Consider the following 15,215-nt stretch of genomic DNA (forward strand, 5'->3'; position numbering starts at 1 on the left):
TTCATCAGGACAAGAAACCAAGAAATGAGCTGGATCGAAAAACTCCTGCCTCCGCGCATCAACAAGACCACCGAACCCAGCGCGCGCCGCGTGCCCGAAGGTTTGTGGGTCAAGTGTCCGGCCTGCGAATCGGTGCTTTATAACGAAGACCTGGCCGCCAACCTGCACGTCTGCCCCAAGTGCGACCATCACATGCGCATCGGGGCGCGGGCGCGCATCGACTCGCTGCTGGACCTGGAAGGCCGTGTCGAAATCGGCCAGAGCATCCGGTCCGTCGATACGCTCAAGTTCAAGGACAGCCGCAAGTACCCCGAGCGCATCCAGGAAGCGGTCAAGCAGACGGGCGAAACCGATGCGCTGGTGGTCGTCAGCGGCTCCATCCGCAGCGTTCCGGCGGTGGTGGCCTGCTTCGAATTCGAATTCATGGGCGGATCCATGGGCTCCGTCGTCGGCGAACGCTTCGCCCGCGGCGCCCAGGCGGCGCTGGACCAGAAGACCGGCTTCGTCTGCGTGGCGGCTTCCGGCGGCGCGCGCATGCAGGAAAGCCTGCTGTCGCTGATGCAGATGGCCAAGACCAACGCGATGCTGACCCGCCTGGCGGCCGCCGGACTGCCGTTCATCAGCGTGTTGACCGATCCCACGATGGGCGGTGTGTCCGCCAGCTTCGCCTTCATGGGCGACGTCGTCATCGCCGAACCCAAGGCGCTGATCGGCTTTGCCGGTCCGCGCGTGATCGAGCAGACCGTGCGCGAAAAACTGCCTGAAGGTTTCCAGCGCGCCGAGTTCCTGCTGCAGAAGGGCGCCGTCGACATGGTCGTCGACCGCCGCCAGTTGCGCGAGGAAATCGCCCGCCTGCTGGCCTTGCTGGCGCGGCAGTCGGCCGACGTGGTCGCGGCCTGAGGCTGTCCGAAGCGGTCTGACGCCGCCCGAGGCCGCTCAAGGCGAGCCCCTTGAGGATACGCCGGCGCGCCCGCGCGCCGCGCTGCGGGGCATCTTGCGAGCCGGCCCGAAGAGGCGGCCGCCTCGTTCCAGCGATTGGTCGTCCTGGTGGAACACAGTTTCCCTTGGGACCGTGGCGTTTCGGCACACATCCGTTTGGTTGGCACACGGTTTTTCTGATAAGTTACAGCGTCTTTTTGTTTCTTCTCATCGCTGGAGTTGGTCCAATGAACCGTGGTCATAAAAACAAAATCATTGCTGGCGCGCTGACCGCACTGGCAATGGCATGCGTGACGCTTCCGGCGCAGGCGCAACTGGCGCGCACGAACGGCGGCGTCAGTGTGCAGATGGGTATCGGTGAAAAATACAACCGTACCACCGTCAACTACGAAACCGCGCCGCTGTGGAATTACGATTTCGGCGGCGGCTGGGGCAAGCTCGACCTGACGGGCGAGCTGGGCGTGTCCTACTGGTGGGCGCACCAAGGCGCGCATCCCAGCAGCGCCTGGCAGCTGAACGCCATCCCCATGTTCCGCTGGTGGCTGACCGATCGCTTCTTCTTCGAAGGCGGTGTGGGCCCGACGGTCTTCAACAAGACCCGTTTCGCGGACAAGACCATCAGTACGGCCTTCCAGTTCGGCGACCATATCGGGTTCGGCTATCAACTGACCGAATCCAGCCGCCTGAGCCTGCGGTATTCGCACTTCTCCAACGCCAGCATCAAGACCCCCAACCCGGGCCTGGATGTGACGCAGCTCACCTACACCTATCTGTTCTGACAGGGCTTTTGGCCCGGGCCCGCGGGCGGGGCGCATAGCCGCGCTCCCGCCAGGGCCCGCCGCCGCGCCCGGGTGATTCCCGCCCGGGTGATCCCACCAGGGCGATTCCACCCGGGTGACCCCACCTGGGCCACCTGCCCAGCATCCCGACCTACAGGCGTTTCGCGATGCCGTGGTCCAGCGCATAGGCGCCGCCGCCGCGACCCGCCATATACAATGCCAGCACGCCCATCAGCACCGGGTATTCGATGCCCCGGTCTATCCATGGCCAGGTCGGCCCCAGCGCATAGCTGATCGCCGCCATCTCGACCGCGAACAGCAGGGCCATCGCCCGCGTACACAGCCCCAATCCCAGCATCAAGGCCCCGCCGGTTTCCAGTAGCATGACCAGGAAAGCCAGTTGCGGCGCGAACGGCAGGCCTATCGCCGTCCGGATCAGGTTGATGGAGCCCGCCATCGGATCCGCCATCGACCCATGCGACGCGCCCAGCGCCTTGGGCAGGCCATGCGTGAACAGGACAACGGCGAAGGCCACGCGCAGCACGGCATAAAGGATGGGCTCCCAGCCCGTCATACGGGTATTGAAATGCGCGAGTCGTCCGCGCCAACCGGGCAGTTCCTTGGCAATGGGCAGTTCATTGGCGATCATGGCAGGCTCCTGTTGGTTGGTGTCGGGGATCAGCTGGACTTGTCCTGCCCAGGGGTGGGGGCAAGTCCCATCTTGGCCAGGGTCAGCGTTTCGTTGGCCCGGCCCCAGCCGCCGTCGGCGACTTCCTCCACCAGCACCATGGAATAAGGGCGGGCGGCCTCGCCGAAGTATTCGACGAACATGGCCGTGGTCCGGTGGATGATTTCTTCCTTGCGGGCGTGATCCAGTATCCCTTCGGGGAACTTGTAGTTGGCGAATGGCATGGTTGTTTCCTTGAAAAGTCGAGTCGAGGCTGTGGGTAGAGCGGCGGATAAGGCGGCGAACAGGGCAGCTGCAGCCTAGGCCAAAGCGGGTCAGGCAAAGCCGCCGTTGGCGCGGAGGACCTGGGCGTTGACCCAGCCGCCATCCGGTCCCGCCAGGAACGAGACCGCGCTGGCGATGTCGTCCGGGGTGCCCAGGCGTTGCAACGGCGCCAGGTTGGCGATCTGCTCGATCTGTTCCGGCGACTTGCCGTTCAGGAACAGCTCGGTGCCGACAGGACCCGGGGCGACGGCGTTGACCGTGATACCGCGCCCGCGCAGCTCGTTGGCCAGCACGCGCACCAGTCCCTCCACACCGGCCTTGGACGCGATATACGGGCCATAGGCGGGGAAGGATTTGGCGATGACGCTGGTGGACAGGGCGATGATGCGGCCACCGTCGCCCACCTGCGCGGCGGCTTCGGCCAGGACCAGGAAGGCGCCGCGCAGATTCGTCGCAATCACCTTGTCGAAGTCGGCCAGCCTGTCGGTCGCGATCGGCGCCATCGGCATGATGCCGGCGCTGTTGATCACCACGTCGATGCGGCCATAGGCCTGCCTGGTCTGCGCGAACAGTGCGGCGACGTCCTCGGGGCTGGCGACGTCGCCCTGGATGGCGATGGCCTTGCCGCCGGCCGCCTGGATCGCGGCCACCGTCTCGTCAGCCTTGGCCGCGTTGCCGGCGTAGTTCACCGCGACCGCATAGCCATCCGCCGCCAGCCGGACGGCGATGGCGCGGCCGATACCGCGTGAGCCACCAGTGACGATGGCCGCTTTCTGCTGGGTTGCGCTCATGGGGTAACTCCTTGTTATGTAGGGCGATGCCCGATGAAGTACATTGTTCTTGTTTACGCTTCTGGGATAAATGCCCTAGGATTGCTATCTAAATTCAACCGACGACAACAATTCCGCCGTGGACCGCTTCGAATCCCTACAGCTCTTCACCCGGATCGTCGAGTCCGGCAGTTTCAGCCAGGCGGCGGCGTCCCTGGACATCCCCCGGGCGACCGCCACCCACGCCATCAAGGCCCTGGAGTCCCGCCTGGGTACGCGGTTGCTGGAGCGCACCACACGCCACGTCCGCCCGACCCTGGACGGACAGGCCTTCTACGAGCGATGCGTTTCGGTATTGAGCGAACTGGACGACGCAGAAGCCTCGCTGCAGCACATCGCCTCCAATCCCCGCGGAACCTTGCGGGTGGATATGCATGGCACGCACGCGACGCAGATCGTCCTGCCAGCCATTCCCGAGTTTCGCGAACGCTATCCCGGCATCGACCTGGTGGTCAGCAGCGGCGACCGCCTGGTCGACCTGGTAAGGGAAGGGGTGGACTGCGTCATCCGCGCGGGCACGCCGCGCGATTCATCGCTGGTCGCGCGGCGCCTGGCGGCGCTGCCCCAGGCGATCTGCGCCAGTCCGGAATACCTGGCGCGTTTCGGCACGCCCGCGCACCCGGACGATCTGGCGCAACATCAGACGGTCAAGTTCTTCTCCAGCAGCGGTGCGTCGGACTACCCGCTGGAACTGATCGTCGATGGGAAGGTGCAGGCGTACACGCTGGACGGCTGGATGTCCGTCAACGACGCGGAAAACTATTTCGTTTGCGGACTGCGCGGCTGCGGGTTGATCCAGATTCCGCGTTTCCACATGGAAGAAGCGCTGCGCGACGGCCGGCTCGTGGAGGTGCTGGCCGCTTGGCGCAGCCCCGACATGCCGCTGGCGGCGTTCTATCCGCACCACCGGCAACTGTCGCCGCGGGTCCGGGTGTTCATCGACTGGCTGACGAAACTGTACGAGACGCGCTTCGGGCCTTTGCCCTGAGTCTTTGATCCGAACCTGGTTCGATGGCGAGAGCGTACGGCCGCGCGGCGGGTACCGCGCAAGCAAAAAGGGCTGCCCCGATCGGGACAGCCCTTTTTGTTCGAGATCCGCCTGGCTCGGCGGAACCCCGGCTTGCCTTGCCTTAGTGGCGCGTTTCCACCTGGACCAGCGGCGAAGACGACACCGGCGCCACGGGCTTGCGCTCGCGGCCCAGGCGCATGGGCGTATGGCTGGCGGCCATGCGCTGCTGGGTCTGGGCGTGGCGATCCGGATCGGTCTCCACCCAGGTCAGGCCGGCGGCATTGACGACGTCCTGCAGGTTTTGCTTCGAACCCGTTTGCGCGGGCGCCGGCGCAGGGGACTGAGTCGGCGCAACGGTGGCGGCCTCAGGCTCCGCCTTGTACGTTTCGCTCGCCTGCGGCGCCACGTACGATGGGGCGGCAGGCGCGGCGGCAGGCGCGGCGGCAGGCTCGCCTTGCGCGACCGGCGTCGCCTGGACGGGAGCAGGCGTCACGGGTGTGGGCTGGGAGGCCGGTTCGTGAGCGGCCGTGGCCGCGACGGGAGCGCCCGGCGCGCCATCGGGCGACGTGGACGGCGCCGCGGGCAAGGCGGTGCTGACCGGCACCGGCTGCGCGGGCGGTTGCGGGACGGGCGCGGCCTCCCGCGGCACGGACGTGCTGGACGGGGTGCTGATCGGAGCGGGGGCCGGTTGCGTTTCAGCGCGGTCGACCTGCGGTGCCGCGGGGGCCGAAGCAGGCGCCGAGACAAACGCATCCTGGCCGGCGACCGTCTCCACCGGCGCCACCGTGGGGATGGGCTGGGGAGCGCTGGCCGCGACGGGCTGCGCCGTCATCGAGCCGGGCTGGGTGGCCTGCACGGGCGTGGGCTGGGTGACAACCTGGGCCGAGTCTTCAGGGCTGCTGGCGCGCGGCGTCGTTTCGAACCGCGGCGCTTGCTCGGACTGGACCGGGGTGGCCACTTCCGACAGCGCGGCCTGGGCTTCCGAGGCCAGTGCTTCGTCGCCTTCCGCCAGGCCGTCCTGGCCGGCTTCGCCGTTCACGCCGGAACCGTCCTCGTTGGCACGGCGGCCGCGGCGGCTGCGACGGCGGCGGCGCTTGCGCTCGGGATCGTTGCCCGCGTCCGCGCCTTGGCCTTGCTCGTCGGCTTCCAGCGCCATATCCGCGGCGTTGTCGGCCGTTTCGTCGGCGTTGTCGGGCGGGAGCGCGGCGGCCACGGTTTCAGCCAGGGCCGCGACCATGCTTTCCTGCTCGCTCATGGGAGCGTCGGCCTGGTCCTCGCGGCGGCCGCGTCCACGGCCACGGCGTCCGCGATTGCCGCGGGCGGGTGTGGCGTCGTCGCCGGTTTCCGGCGCCAGGGCGCGCTCGGGATGCGCCTGGGCCTGGGCAATGATCTCACGCTGCTGGGCGTCGGCGTTGCGGGCGGGGCGGTCGCCGCGTTCCGCGCGTTCGGCGCGATCCGGACGTTCGCCGCGTTCGTTCCTTTCGGTGCGCTCGCCATCGCCGCGGCGTCCGCCGCGCACGTGGTGACGCAGGCCTTCGCCTTCGGCCGCTTCCGGACGGGCTTCATGCCGGCGGTTGCGATTGCGGTCGGACCCGTGGCGTTCGCCGCGGCGATCCTGGCCGTCGTGGGTGCGCGACTTGGCGCGCGTATTGGCCCGACGGGCGTCCGCCGGCTGGGCGGGTTCCGCCGCGGCGGGCGTGGCTTCGCCGCCGGTGAACCAACCCATCACGCGCTTGAACAGGCCGCCCAGGCCGGGCGCGGCGGGGGCCGATGCGGCAGCCACCGGGGCCGGCGCGGGCGCGGTGGACACGGGCGCCGGCTGGGCCGGGGTGATGCCCTTGACCAGCGCTTCGGGGCGGGCCTTGATTTCCTGTTCGCGGGGCGCCCAGGCGACTTCGGTGGCGGGCGCGTCGGCCAGCTCGAAGCTGGTCTTCATTTCCTCCAGCCGCGGGTCGTCGTGGCGCAGACGTTCGATATGGTGATGCGGCGTTTCCAGATGCTTGTTGGGGATCAGCACCAGGTTGACCTTCAGGCGGGCTTCCATCTTGGCGATGTCGGCGCGCTTTTCGTTCAGCAGGAAGGTGGCCACGTCGACCGGCACCTGTGCGTGCACGGCGGCGGTGTTTTCCTTCATGGCTTCTTCCTGCAGCAGGCGCAGGACGTGCAGGGCGCTGGACTCGGCGTCACGGATCACGCCGGTGCCATTGCAGCGCGGGCAGGTGATGTGGGAGCCTTCGTTCAGGGCCGGGCGCAGGCGCTGCCGCGACAATTCCATCAGGCCGAAGCGCGAGATCTTGCCCATCTGCACACGAGCGCGGTCGAAATGCAGGGCATCGCGCAGGCGCTGTTCGACGGCACGCTGGTTCTTGCCGTCTTCCATGTCGATGAAGTCGATGACGATCAGGCCGCCCAGATCGCGCAGGCGCAACTGGCGGGCCACTTCGTCGGCCGCTTCCTGGTTGGTGCGCAGGGCGGTTTCCTCGATGTCGGCGCCGCGGGTCGAGCGCGCGGAGTTCACATCGACGGCCACCAGCGCTTCGGTATGGTCGATCACGATGGCGCCGCCGGAGGGCAGGGTCACCGTGCGCGAATAGGCGGTTTCGATCTGATGTTCGATCTGGAAGCGCGAAAATAGCGGAACATCGTCGCGGTAGCGCTTTACGCGCTGGACGTTGTCCGGCATCACCACGCTCATGAACGCCGTGGCCTGATCGGCGATTTCGTCGGTATCTATCAGGATCTCGCCGATTTCCGGCGAGAAATAGTCCCGAATCGCCCGGATGACCAGGCTGGATTCCAGGTAGATCAGGATGGGGGCGGAATTGTCGCGGGCGGCGCCGTCGATGGCCGTCCACAGCTGCATCAGGTAGGAAAGGTCCCACTGCAGTTCTTCGACGTTGCGGCCGATGCCGGCCGTACGGGCGATGATGCTCATGCCCTGCGGCACCTGGAGCTGCTCCATGGTGTCGCGCAATTCCTGCCGGTCCTCGCCTTCCACCCGGCGGGATACGCCGCCGCCGCGGGGGTTGTTGGGCATCAGGACCAGGTAGCGGCCTGCCAGGGAAATGAACGTGGTCAGGGCGGCGCCCTTGTTGCCGCGTTCTTCCTTTTCCACCTGGACGATCAGTTCCTGGCCTTCGCGCAGGGCGTCCTGGATGCGGGCGGTGCGTACGTCGACGCCTTCCTTGAAATAACTGCGGGCGATTTCCTTGAACGGCAGGAAGCCGTGGCGGTCTTCGCCGTAGTTGACGAAGCAGGCCTCGAGGCCTGGTTCGATGCGGGTGATGATGCCTTTGTAGATGTTGCCTTTACGCTGTTCGCGGCCGGCGGTTTCGATGTCCAGATCGATGAGTTTCTGCCCATCGACAATGGCAACGCGCAACTCTTCAGGGTGCGTTGCATTGAACAACATGCGCTTCATGAGAGGGTTCTCCGTAGTCATGACACGCCGATATCGGCGCGTGACCTCGGGTCACCCGGGCTGCGGACTGCGGCAGAGCAAGCGTGCGGGGCAAACCTGAGCGCTGCCCAGGCCTGTCCGCGCCGGTCAGGCAGGCACTTCGTGCCAAATGGCACGTGGTTCGGTCAGCAGGGGAGTCAGGTTCACGAATTGTGGTTGACGAATAATTGCTGTGAACGACAGGCGCGGCAAAGGGGTACGGCGCGCGCCTGGTGCTTTAATACGACGGTATTGCTTGTTTGCTTCAGAGCCGCGCGCGGCATGCAACGGACCTGGCTGGGACGCGTCAGGGAACTTGGCCTTCGCGTACTCGTCAGGGCGCGGTTGCGCCGGCGACCGGATGACCCCGAGGCTGAATCTGGCAGACGGTACAATAGCGGTCTGCGCACCGGACGGAATCGTCCCCCGACGGAGTTGCTCAGGAAAGTGCATCTGAACGTGCATCTCTACGCCAGGCGGCCATTCTGCCCCACAATTCAGCCCCTTAAGGCTGTCCCGATTATATGCCGCTTTTCGCAATGCGCAAAGAAGACACTTCCCGCCGCCGCCGCAAGCTCAAAAACGACAGCGCCCAGGCCTCGCGCCCTGTCGCCAGCGCCCGTCCGGCGCCCGTCGCACCGGCCGCGCCCGCGGTGCGGATGATCGAGATCGGCGACGAACACAGCGGGCAGCGGCTGGACAACTTCCTGTTCCGCGTCTGCAAGGGCGTGCCCAAGAGCCACATCTACAAGGCCATCCGCGACGGCCAGGTCCGAGTCAACAAAGGCCGGATCGCCGTCGACCACCGGCTGGAAGCCGGCGATCTGGTGCGGGTCCCGCCGCTGCGCCTGCCGCGGCCCGACGAGGCTCGCGCGGTGCCGCCGTCCGAATTCCCCGTCGTCTTCGAAGACGACGCCCTGCTGGTGGTCGACAAGCCGGCCGGCATCGCCGTGCACGGCGGCAGCGGCGTGGCCTTCGGCGTGATCGAGCGCCTGCGCGCCGCGCGCCCCCAGGCGCCCATGCTGGAACTGGCGCACCGGCTGGATCGGGAAACGTCCGGCCTGCTCATGGTGGCCAAGAAGCGCAATGCCCTGCTCAGTCTGCATCGCATGTTGCGCGAAGGGCAGGGCGGCAAGCGCTATTACGCGCTGGTTTACGGCGATTGGGTCAACGACCGGCAGCACATCAAGCTGCCGCTGACCAAATGGACGACGGCGTCCGGCGAACGGCGCGTGCGTGTGGATCGCGACGGCCAGGCCGCCCACACCATCGTCACGCTGAAACAGCGCTATGGCAAGTTCAGCCTGGTGGAAGCCGAGCTGCGTACCGGCCGCACGCACCAGATCCGTGTCCACCTGGCGTCCGTGGGATTTCCCATCGTCGGCGACGATAAATACGGGGATGATGCGATCCGGCTGTCGTTCGCCCGCAAGGGCTTCGCGCGGATGTTCCTGCATGCGCACCATCTGGATATACCTCATCCCCTGACCGGGGAGCCCCTCAGCCTGGAGGCACCCCTGCCTCCGGCGTGCCTAGACATACTGAAAAGCCTGGAGTCCGACTGATATGCCCTATTCCTTGGTGGTGTTCGATTGGGATGGGACCCTGATGGACTCGACGCACAGCATCGTGGCGGCCATCCAGGCCGCCTGCCGGGACCTGGAACTGCCGGTTCCGTCCGCCTCGCAAGCCAGCTGGGTGATCGGGCTGTCGCTGGAAAGCGCGCTGCGCCGCGCGGTGCCCGACCTGACCCACGCCATGATGCCGCGCTTCCTGGAGCGATACCGGGTGCATTACCTGTTGCGCGATCCCGAGCTCAAGCTGTTCGACGGCGTGCGCGAATTGCTGGCCGAATTGGCGGCACGGGACGTGAGGATGGCGGTGGCGACGGGCAAGAGCCGCGTGGGCCTGAACCGCGCGCTGGCCGCCAGCGGGCTGGTGGACGCCTTCGACGCGACGCGCTGCGCCGACGAAACCTTCAGCAAGCCTAACCCGACCATGCTCTATGAAATCATGGACGAACTGGGCGTCCAGGGCGAACAGGTGGTGATGATAGGCGACACCTCGCACGATCTGCAGATGGCCACCAATGCCAGGGTGCATGGCGTCGGGGTGACCTACGGCGCGCATCTGCGCGACGAACTGGAAGCCCAGGCGCCGCAGGCGGTGATCGAATCGGTGTCCGGCCTGCGGGACTGGCTGCTGCCGCGAGTCGGTCTATAACGGAAAATTGAAACCCGGCGAAGCACGGCTGCGGCACAATCCATGCCATAACATGCAAGCCGCCCCATGCGGGGCGCCTAGCGCCAGCCGGAGATCGTCATGCTCATACGCAAGCCTTCCGATGTAATACCTTCGGAAATTACGCCCGAACCCGTGTGGCAATCGCGGCGCGCCTGGATGGCGCGGGCCGGAGCGGTCGCGCTGGGCGCGGCCGGCATCGGCGCCGCCGGCCTGGGCGGCCGGCAGGCCTACGCGGCGGATGGCGCGCTGGCGCCCCTGCCCGGCACGCCGGACAAGCAGTTCGCCATCATGGACAAGCCCACGTCCTATGAAGACATCACTTCGTACAACAACTTCTACGAATTCGGCGTCGACAAGGGCGATCCCGCCCGCTACGCCAAGAGCCTGCGCACGCGTCCCTGGACGGTCAGCATAGAAGGCGAAGTCCAGAAGCCGCAGACCCTGGACATCGACGCGCTGCTGAAACTGGCGCCGCAGGAAGAGCGCACTTACCGTATGCGCTGCGTCGAAGGCTGGTCCATGGTCATCCCCTGGGTGGGTTACTCGCTATCCGCCCTGCTGAACCAGGTGCAGCCCACCGGCAACGCCAAGTTCGTGCAGTTCATCAGCGCCGCGCAGCGCGACACCATGCCCGGCCTGCGCTATCCGGTCATCGACTGGCCGTATGTCGAAGGGCTGCGGCTGGACGAAGCCATGCATCCGCTGACCTTGCTCACCTTTGGCCTGTACGGCAAGGTGCTGCCCAACCAGAGCGGCGCGCCGTTGCGTGTGGTCGTGCCATGGAAATACGGCTTCAAGTCGGCGAAGTCGCTGGTGGCCATCCGACTGGTGGAAAAAATGCCGGTTAGCGCGTGGATGAAGGCGGCGTCCAATGAGTACGGCTTTTATGCCAACGTGAATCCCAACGTGCCGCATCCGCGCTGGAGCCAGGCCACCGAACGCCGCATCGGCGAAGACGGCCTGTTCAGTCCCAAACGCAAGACCTTGATGTTCAACGGTTACGACCAGGTCGCGTCGCTGTACGCCGGCATGGACTTGCGGGCCAATTACTGATGCCAGCCGCCAGCCAGGCGCCGCGCCGGCAGCTGTCGGCCGCGACGGTGAGCCGTTTCAAGCCCATCCTGTTCCTGCTGGGATTGTTCCCGCTGGCGCGTTGGATCTGGCTGGGCACGCATAACGGCCTGACGGCGAATCCGGTCGAGTTCCTGACCCGATCGGCGGGCACCTGGACCTTCGTTTGCCTGCTGGTGACCTTGGGGATCACGCCGCTGCGGCGCCTTGCCGGCCAGCCCGCCCTGGTGCGTTTGCGCCGCATGTGCGGGCTATTTGCGTTCTTCTACGGCTTTCTGCACTTCATGTCCTGGGTGGCCTGGGATCGGGGTTTCGATCCGGCGTCCATGCTGCAGGACGTGGGCGAGCGGCCTTTCATTACCGTGGGCTTCGCCGCCTTCGTGCTCATGAGCGCGCTCGCCTTCACATCCACGCAGGCCGCCATGCGACGGATGGGCAAGCGGTGGCAGAGGCTGCACCGCGCGATCTACGCGATCGGCGTCCTGGCGTGGCTGCACTTGTTCTGGCACAAGGCCGGCAAGCATGACTTCGAGCAGCCGGTGGTGTATGGCAGCGTGCTGGCGGTATTGCTGGCGTGGCGGCTGGTGGTATGGGCGGCCAACCGGCGCAAGGCCGGCGCCGCACCGGCGGCCCAAGGGTTGGCGCGGCGCTGACGGCCTGTCCCGCGACATGCGCGACTAGGGCCCGCCGGATCGCCCGCCGGGACGCGCTTCGTCCGTTTACCGCATCATCCGGTTCCATCCGCGGGCGGCTGCTCCTGCTCGGCAACCGGCAGGGCCAGCAGCAGCGCGGCCGTCTCCGCGTCGGGAATCCCGTCGTAGCGGGTAGGGCGGTAATGCATCTGGAATGCCGCGATCACGCGGCGGGTCTGGTCGTCCATGATGCCGCTGTCCGGTACCGGGTAGCCGGCCAGCCGCAGGCGGTGCTGGAACCAGCTTGCGTCAGGCAACCCGTTCTTCGCGAAGAAGGCCTGGAAGAGCGGCGCCGCTTTTTCGTCGTACCAGCGCCCCAGCCCGGCGTCGGCCAGGCGATGCCACGGAAATAGCGGTCCGGGATCGACCTTGCGCTGCGGCGCGACGTCGCTGTGGGCGACGATGTTCTCGGGCCGCACGCTGTGGCGGCGGGCGATGTCGCGGACCAGCAGCATGACGGTCTGGATCTGGCTCTCGTGGAACGGCTCCCAGCGCAGCGTGCCGTCGGGCGCGCGGGTGTCCCCGCGGTTGACGATTTCTATGCCGATGGACGCATTGTTGATGGAGGTATGGCCATACCAGCTGCTGGCTCCCGCGTGCCAGGCGTTGCGGTCCTCGGGCACCAATTGGTACACATGGACCGGCTGGGTGTCGGTGATCAGGTAGTGCGCGCTGACGTCGCCGCGCGACAAGGTCAGCAGCGATGCCCGATCGTCGCCGGCGGTGTAGTGCAGCACGATGAAACGCACGCGGCTGTCCTGGCTGACCGCCTGGATCGAACGGTCGATCTCCAGGTCGGGCGCCCGGCGCGTTGCGCATCCCGCCACCGCCAGCATGGCAAGCAGGCTTAGGCTCGTGCAGACGAAGCCGGGCCGGATGGTCATCGCGCCAGATAGAGAAAAAGCGTGGGCTTCTTGTCCAGATCGGGCGCTGGGCGGCTCTTCCAGTCGGCGATGGTGCGGGTGCGTATCCATTCGTCCGGCGTGGTCAGGGAGCGCGCCACGCACAGCCGGGTATCTCCGCGCAGCGTGTCGACCAACGCCGAAAACATGGCGGCATTGCGGTAGGGCGTTTCGATCAGCAGCTGCGTCTGGTTGGCGCGGCTGGATAGCTGTTCCCAACTGCGCAACTGGCGCGTGCGCTCGTTCGGCTCGACCGGCGCATAGCCATGGAAGGCAAAGCGCTGGCCGTCCAGTCCGCTGGCCATCAGCGCCAGCAGGATGGAAGACGGGCCGACCCACGGGCGCACCGTCAGGCCCATGCCGTGGGCGATGTCGGCCACCCGTGCCCCCGGGTCGGCGACGGCGGGGCAGCCGGCTTCCGACACCAGGCCGATTTCGCCGCCCTGCTTCAAAGGGCGCAGCCAGGCCTGGATCTGCGCGCCATCCGTTTTTTCCGCCAGCGTATGGATGGTGATGTCCTGCAGCGGGCGGATCGCGCCCACCTGTTTCAGGAAGGCGCGCGCGGTCTTGGCATTTTCGGCGATATAGGTATCCAGGCGGGCGGCCAGTGCGCGCACTTCGGCGGGCAGCCAGCGGTCCACGGGTGCGTCGCCCAGGCCTACCGGAATGAGGTGCAATTGCCCTGGCTGGCCGGACGATTCCTGCGGCGGGGAAGCGTCCTGGCTCATTGTCCGGTACCTGCCTGGGTCAACGGGTCCAGGCCGAATCCGGACAGCATGCCGGTCAACGCGATCAGCGGCAGCCCGATGATCGCGGTGGGGTCGTCGCTGCGCATGCTTTCCATCAGCGCGATGCCCAGGCTTTCCGCCTTGGCGCTGCCGGCCGTATCGTAGGGCGTCTCGGCGCGCAGATAGTGGTCGATGGCGGCGTCCGACAGGGGGCGGAAGCGGCACTGGGTGACGATATCGGCATGGACGGTCCGCTGGCCGTCGGTCACGGCCAGGGCGCTATGGAACTCGACTTCGCGGCCGGACAGCATGCGCAACTGTGCCTGCGCGCGTTCGAAGTCGCCGGGCTTGCCGATCGCCATGCCGTCCACGGTGGCGACCTGGTCCGAGCCGATGACCACGGCGCCCGGCTGGGTCGAGGCGACCGCGGCGGCCTTGGCGATCGCCAGGCGCACCGCCAGCGCCGCCGGCGCTTCGCCGGGCCCGGGGGTTTCGTCGACGCCGGGGGCGATGGTATCGAAGGGCAGGCGCAGCCGGGTCAGCAATTCCCGGCGATAGGGGGAGGTGGAGGCGAGGATCAGGCGCGGCACAGGCAAGGGCAGGGACATGCGAGGTTTGACGGTTAGACGTAAGTCACGGTATTATCTAACGTTTTCGCGGAAATTTCGTTGTTGCTTCCCGCGGCCGAAGCGAGTGTGGCCAAAGCGATGCGGCTAAAGCGATGCGGCCAAAGCAGCGGAAAAGAAACGAAAACGGAACAAGCCCTGCGTAGCCGGGCAAGGAAGTCAGTATGGCGCAGGCAGGCATTATCGACGCATTCGATTTTGCGCGATCGGGCAAGGAAGCTTCCGGCAGTTTGCCTTTGGCGCGCTTCGGGCGCGCCATGGAAGGGCTGCCGTTGCAACCGCGCGACGAAACCGGCCAGGTCCACTGGTCGGTGCGTGGCGAAACCGGCAAGCATGGCGAACCGCTGCTGCATCTGCACGTGCGGGCCGCGCCGCTGCTGGTTTGCCAACGCTGCATGGAGCCTTTTGTTTACCCCATCGATGCGCACGCAAGTCTGCATCTGGTGAAATCCGAAGCCGAACTCGATGACGGCCTCGGCGACGCCGCCCAGGAGGCGGACGACGCCGCGGCGGACGTCGACGAAGCGCCGGAAAAAGTGGTCGGTTCGCGCCATTTCGACGTGCTGGAGCAGGTCGAAGACGAACTGATCCTGAATATTCCCTACGTGCCCAGGCATGATGTCTGTCCGGGCGCGCCGCTGAAGACCAGCGCCGGCAAGCCGGCGCCGGACGCCGAAGCGGAAAGGCGTCCATCGCCGTTCGCGGTGCTGGAAAAATTGAAGCAAAAACATTGAGGTCAACATCGGGCCGCATCGCGTACAATGCGCCCCGTTTCTAGGAGTCATCATGGCTGTTCAACAAAACAAGAAGTCCCCGTCCAAGCGTGGCATGCACCGCTCGCACGATTTCCTGACCGCGCCGTCCACGGCCATCGAACCCAACACGGGCGAAACGCATCTGCGTCACCACATCAGCCCGAACGGTTTCTACCGCGGCCGCAAGGTCATCAAGACCAAGAGCGACGAATAAGGTCGTTGCGGATCGCGTGAACCGGACCCGCACTG

Annotated in this window: 16 protein-coding genes; 9 read left to right on the forward strand and 7 right to left on the reverse strand. The window is 66.6% G+C overall.

The genetic code is table 11. From position 1 onward, the window contains the following. Nucleotides 1-24: 24 nt before the first annotated feature. Complete coding sequence (gene accD, locus CAL12_RS08270) at nucleotides 25-900, forward strand: acetyl-CoA carboxylase, carboxyltransferase subunit beta (protein WP_086064055.1); 876 nt, start codon at nucleotides 25-27, stop codon at nucleotides 898-900. 266 nt (nucleotides 901-1,166) lie between these two features. After that, nucleotides 1,167-1,718, forward strand: coding sequence for an acyloxyacyl hydrolase (locus CAL12_RS08275; protein WP_086064056.1), 552 nt, complete (start codon nucleotides 1,167-1,169; stop codon nucleotides 1,716-1,718). Nucleotides 1,719-1,869: 151 nt separating this feature from the next. Here the strand turns inward: CAL12_RS08275 and CAL12_RS08280 are convergent, their stop codons facing one another. From CAL12_RS08280 to CAL12_RS08290, 3 genes are all read right to left on the reverse strand, one after another. Then, nucleotides 1,870-2,367 carry a DoxX family protein gene (locus CAL12_RS08280; protein WP_198298405.1) on the reverse strand — a complete coding sequence of 166 codons (498 nt, stop codon included), beginning with the start codon at nucleotides 2,365-2,367 and terminating at the stop codon, nucleotides 1,870-1,872. A gap of 29 nt (nucleotides 2,368-2,396) precedes the next feature. Further along, nucleotides 2,397-2,630 (reverse strand): tautomerase family protein, encoded by a 234-nt coding sequence (locus tag CAL12_RS08285; RefSeq protein ID WP_086064057.1) that lies wholly within the window; start codon nucleotides 2,628-2,630, stop codon nucleotides 2,397-2,399. Between the two features lie 90 nt (nucleotides 2,631-2,720). Then, on the reverse strand, nucleotides 2,721-3,461 hold the full coding sequence (locus tag CAL12_RS08290) for an SDR family oxidoreductase (RefSeq protein ID WP_086064058.1): 741 nt from the start codon (nucleotides 3,459-3,461) through the stop codon (nucleotides 2,721-2,723). 118 nt (nucleotides 3,462-3,579) lie between these two features. On the opposite strand from CAL12_RS08290, the gene CAL12_RS08295 reads away from it, so the two are divergent. Continuing rightward, nucleotides 3,580-4,488, forward strand: coding sequence for a LysR family transcriptional regulator (locus CAL12_RS08295; protein ID WP_086064059.1), 909 nt, complete (start codon nucleotides 3,580-3,582; stop codon nucleotides 4,486-4,488). A 142-nt stretch (nucleotides 4,489-4,630) separates the two neighbouring features. On the opposite strand, the gene CAL12_RS08300 is transcribed toward CAL12_RS08295, so the two are convergent. Beyond that, nucleotides 4,631-7,930, reverse strand: coding sequence for an Rne/Rng family ribonuclease (locus CAL12_RS08300; protein ID WP_086064060.1), 3,300 nt, complete (start codon nucleotides 7,928-7,930; stop codon nucleotides 4,631-4,633). A 677-nt stretch (nucleotides 7,931-8,607) separates the two neighbouring features. Between CAL12_RS08300 and CAL12_RS08305 the strand changes: the two genes are divergently transcribed. The 4 genes from CAL12_RS08305 to msrQ all read left to right on the forward strand — a co-directional run bounded on the left by CAL12_RS08305 (nucleotide 8,608) and on the right by msrQ (nucleotide 11,916). Further along, a complete protein-coding gene (locus CAL12_RS08305; RefSeq protein WP_086067748.1) occupies nucleotides 8,608-9,513 on the forward strand; it encodes an RluA family pseudouridine synthase in 906 nt (301 codons plus the stop codon). Between the two features lies 1 nt (nucleotide 9,514). Further along, nucleotides 9,515-10,171 carry an HAD-IA family hydrolase gene (locus CAL12_RS08310; protein ID WP_086064061.1) on the forward strand — a complete coding sequence of 219 codons (657 nt, stop codon included), beginning with the start codon at nucleotides 9,515-9,517 and terminating at the stop codon, nucleotides 10,169-10,171. A gap of 99 nt (nucleotides 10,172-10,270) precedes the next feature. Then, nucleotides 10,271-11,245: a protein-methionine-sulfoxide reductase catalytic subunit MsrP gene (gene msrP / locus CAL12_RS08315; RefSeq protein WP_086064062.1), complete on the forward strand. Its 975-nt coding sequence runs from the start codon at nucleotides 10,271-10,273 to the stop codon at nucleotides 11,243-11,245. Continuing rightward, nucleotides 11,245-11,916, forward strand: a complete 672-nt coding sequence (msrQ, locus tag CAL12_RS08320) for a protein-methionine-sulfoxide reductase heme-binding subunit MsrQ (protein ID WP_086064063.1) — start codon at nucleotides 11,245-11,247, stop codon at nucleotides 11,914-11,916. The genes msrP and msrQ overlap by 1 nt, the downstream gene beginning before the upstream one ends. Before the next feature lie 74 nt (nucleotides 11,917-11,990). Here the strand turns inward: msrQ and CAL12_RS08325 are convergent, their stop codons facing one another. Genes CAL12_RS08325 through CAL12_RS08335 form a run of 3 tightly spaced genes read right to left on the reverse strand, consistent with a single transcriptional unit; the run spans nucleotide 11,991 to nucleotide 14,193 of the window. Next, nucleotides 11,991-12,839, reverse strand: a complete 849-nt coding sequence (locus CAL12_RS08325; RefSeq protein WP_232464743.1) for an N-acetylmuramoyl-L-alanine amidase — start codon at nucleotides 12,837-12,839, stop codon at nucleotides 11,991-11,993. Further along, nucleotides 12,836-13,585 (reverse strand): SAM-dependent methyltransferase, encoded by a 750-nt coding sequence (locus CAL12_RS08330; RefSeq protein ID WP_086064065.1) that lies wholly within the window; start codon nucleotides 13,583-13,585, stop codon nucleotides 12,836-12,838. Before CAL12_RS08330 ends, CAL12_RS08325 begins: the two co-directional genes overlap by 4 nt. After that, entirely contained in the window at nucleotides 13,582-14,193 is a 612-nt protein-coding gene (locus CAL12_RS08335) for a Maf family nucleotide pyrophosphatase (protein ID WP_420042762.1), read from the reverse strand. Before CAL12_RS08335 ends, CAL12_RS08330 begins: the two co-directional genes overlap by 4 nt. 182 nt (nucleotides 14,194-14,375) lie before the next feature. Here CAL12_RS08335 and CAL12_RS08340 point away from each other — a divergent pair, with 182 nt between their 5' ends. Then, nucleotides 14,376-14,945: a YceD family protein gene (locus tag CAL12_RS08340; RefSeq protein ID WP_086064066.1), complete on the forward strand. Its 570-nt coding sequence runs from the start codon at nucleotides 14,376-14,378 to the stop codon at nucleotides 14,943-14,945. Nucleotides 14,946-14,997: 52 nt separating this feature from the next. Then, a complete protein-coding gene (rpmF, locus tag CAL12_RS08345) occupies nucleotides 14,998-15,180 on the forward strand; it encodes a 50S ribosomal protein L32 (protein WP_066346671.1) in 183 nt (60 codons plus the stop codon). The last annotated feature ends 35 nt before the right edge of the window (nucleotides 15,181-15,215 follow it).

Source organism: Bordetella genomosp. 8 (genome assembly GCF_002119685.1).
GTDB lineage: Bacteria > Pseudomonadota > Gammaproteobacteria > Burkholderiales > Burkholderiaceae_B > Bordetella_C.

Bases quoted from the DNA above. Each gene is read 5' to 3' on its own strand.
- rpmF (WP_066346671.1), top strand. From the start codon at position 14,998: ATGGCTGTTCAACAAAACAAGAAGTCCCCGTCCAAGCGTGGCATGCAC.
- CAL12_RS08285 (WP_086064057.1), bottom strand. From the start codon at position 2,630: ATGCCATTCGCCAACTACAAGTTCCCCGAAGGGATACTGGATCACGCC.
- CAL12_RS08275 (WP_086064056.1), top strand. From the start codon at position 1,167: ATGAACCGTGGTCATAAAAACAAAATCATTGCTGGCGCGCTGACCGCA.
- msrP (WP_086064062.1), top strand. From the start codon at position 10,271: ATGCTCATACGCAAGCCTTCCGATGTAATACCTTCGGAAATTACGCCC.
- accD (WP_086064055.1), top strand. From the start codon at position 25: ATGAGCTGGATCGAAAAACTCCTGCCTCCGCGCATCAACAAGACCACC.
- msrQ (WP_086064063.1), top strand. From the start codon at position 11,245: ATGCCAGCCGCCAGCCAGGCGCCGCGCCGGCAGCTGTCGGCCGCGACG.
- CAL12_RS08310 (WP_086064061.1), top strand. From the start codon at position 9,515: ATGCCCTATTCCTTGGTGGTGTTCGATTGGGATGGGACCCTGATGGAC.
- CAL12_RS08280 (WP_198298405.1), bottom strand. From the start codon at position 2,367: ATGATCGCCAATGAACTGCCCATTGCCAAGGAACTGCCCGGTTGGCGC.
- CAL12_RS08330 (WP_086064065.1), bottom strand. From the start codon at position 13,585: ATGAGCCAGGACGCTTCCCCGCCGCAGGAATCGTCCGGCCAGCCAGGG.
- CAL12_RS08335 (WP_420042762.1), bottom strand. From the start codon at position 14,193: ATGTCCCTGCCCTTGCCTGTGCCGCGCCTGATCCTCGCCTCCACCTCC.
- CAL12_RS08300 (WP_086064060.1), bottom strand. From the start codon at position 7,930: ATGAAGCGCATGTTGTTCAATGCAACGCACCCTGAAGAGTTGCGCGTT.
- CAL12_RS08340 (WP_086064066.1), top strand. From the start codon at position 14,376: ATGGCGCAGGCAGGCATTATCGACGCATTCGATTTTGCGCGATCGGGC.
- CAL12_RS08290 (WP_086064058.1), bottom strand. From the start codon at position 3,461: ATGAGCGCAACCCAGCAGAAAGCGGCCATCGTCACTGGTGGCTCACGC.
- CAL12_RS08325 (WP_232464743.1), bottom strand. From the start codon at position 12,839: ATGACCATCCGGCCCGGCTTCGTCTGCACGAGCCTAAGCCTGCTTGCC.
- CAL12_RS08305 (WP_086067748.1), top strand. From the start codon at position 8,608: ATGATCGAGATCGGCGACGAACACAGCGGGCAGCGGCTGGACAACTTC.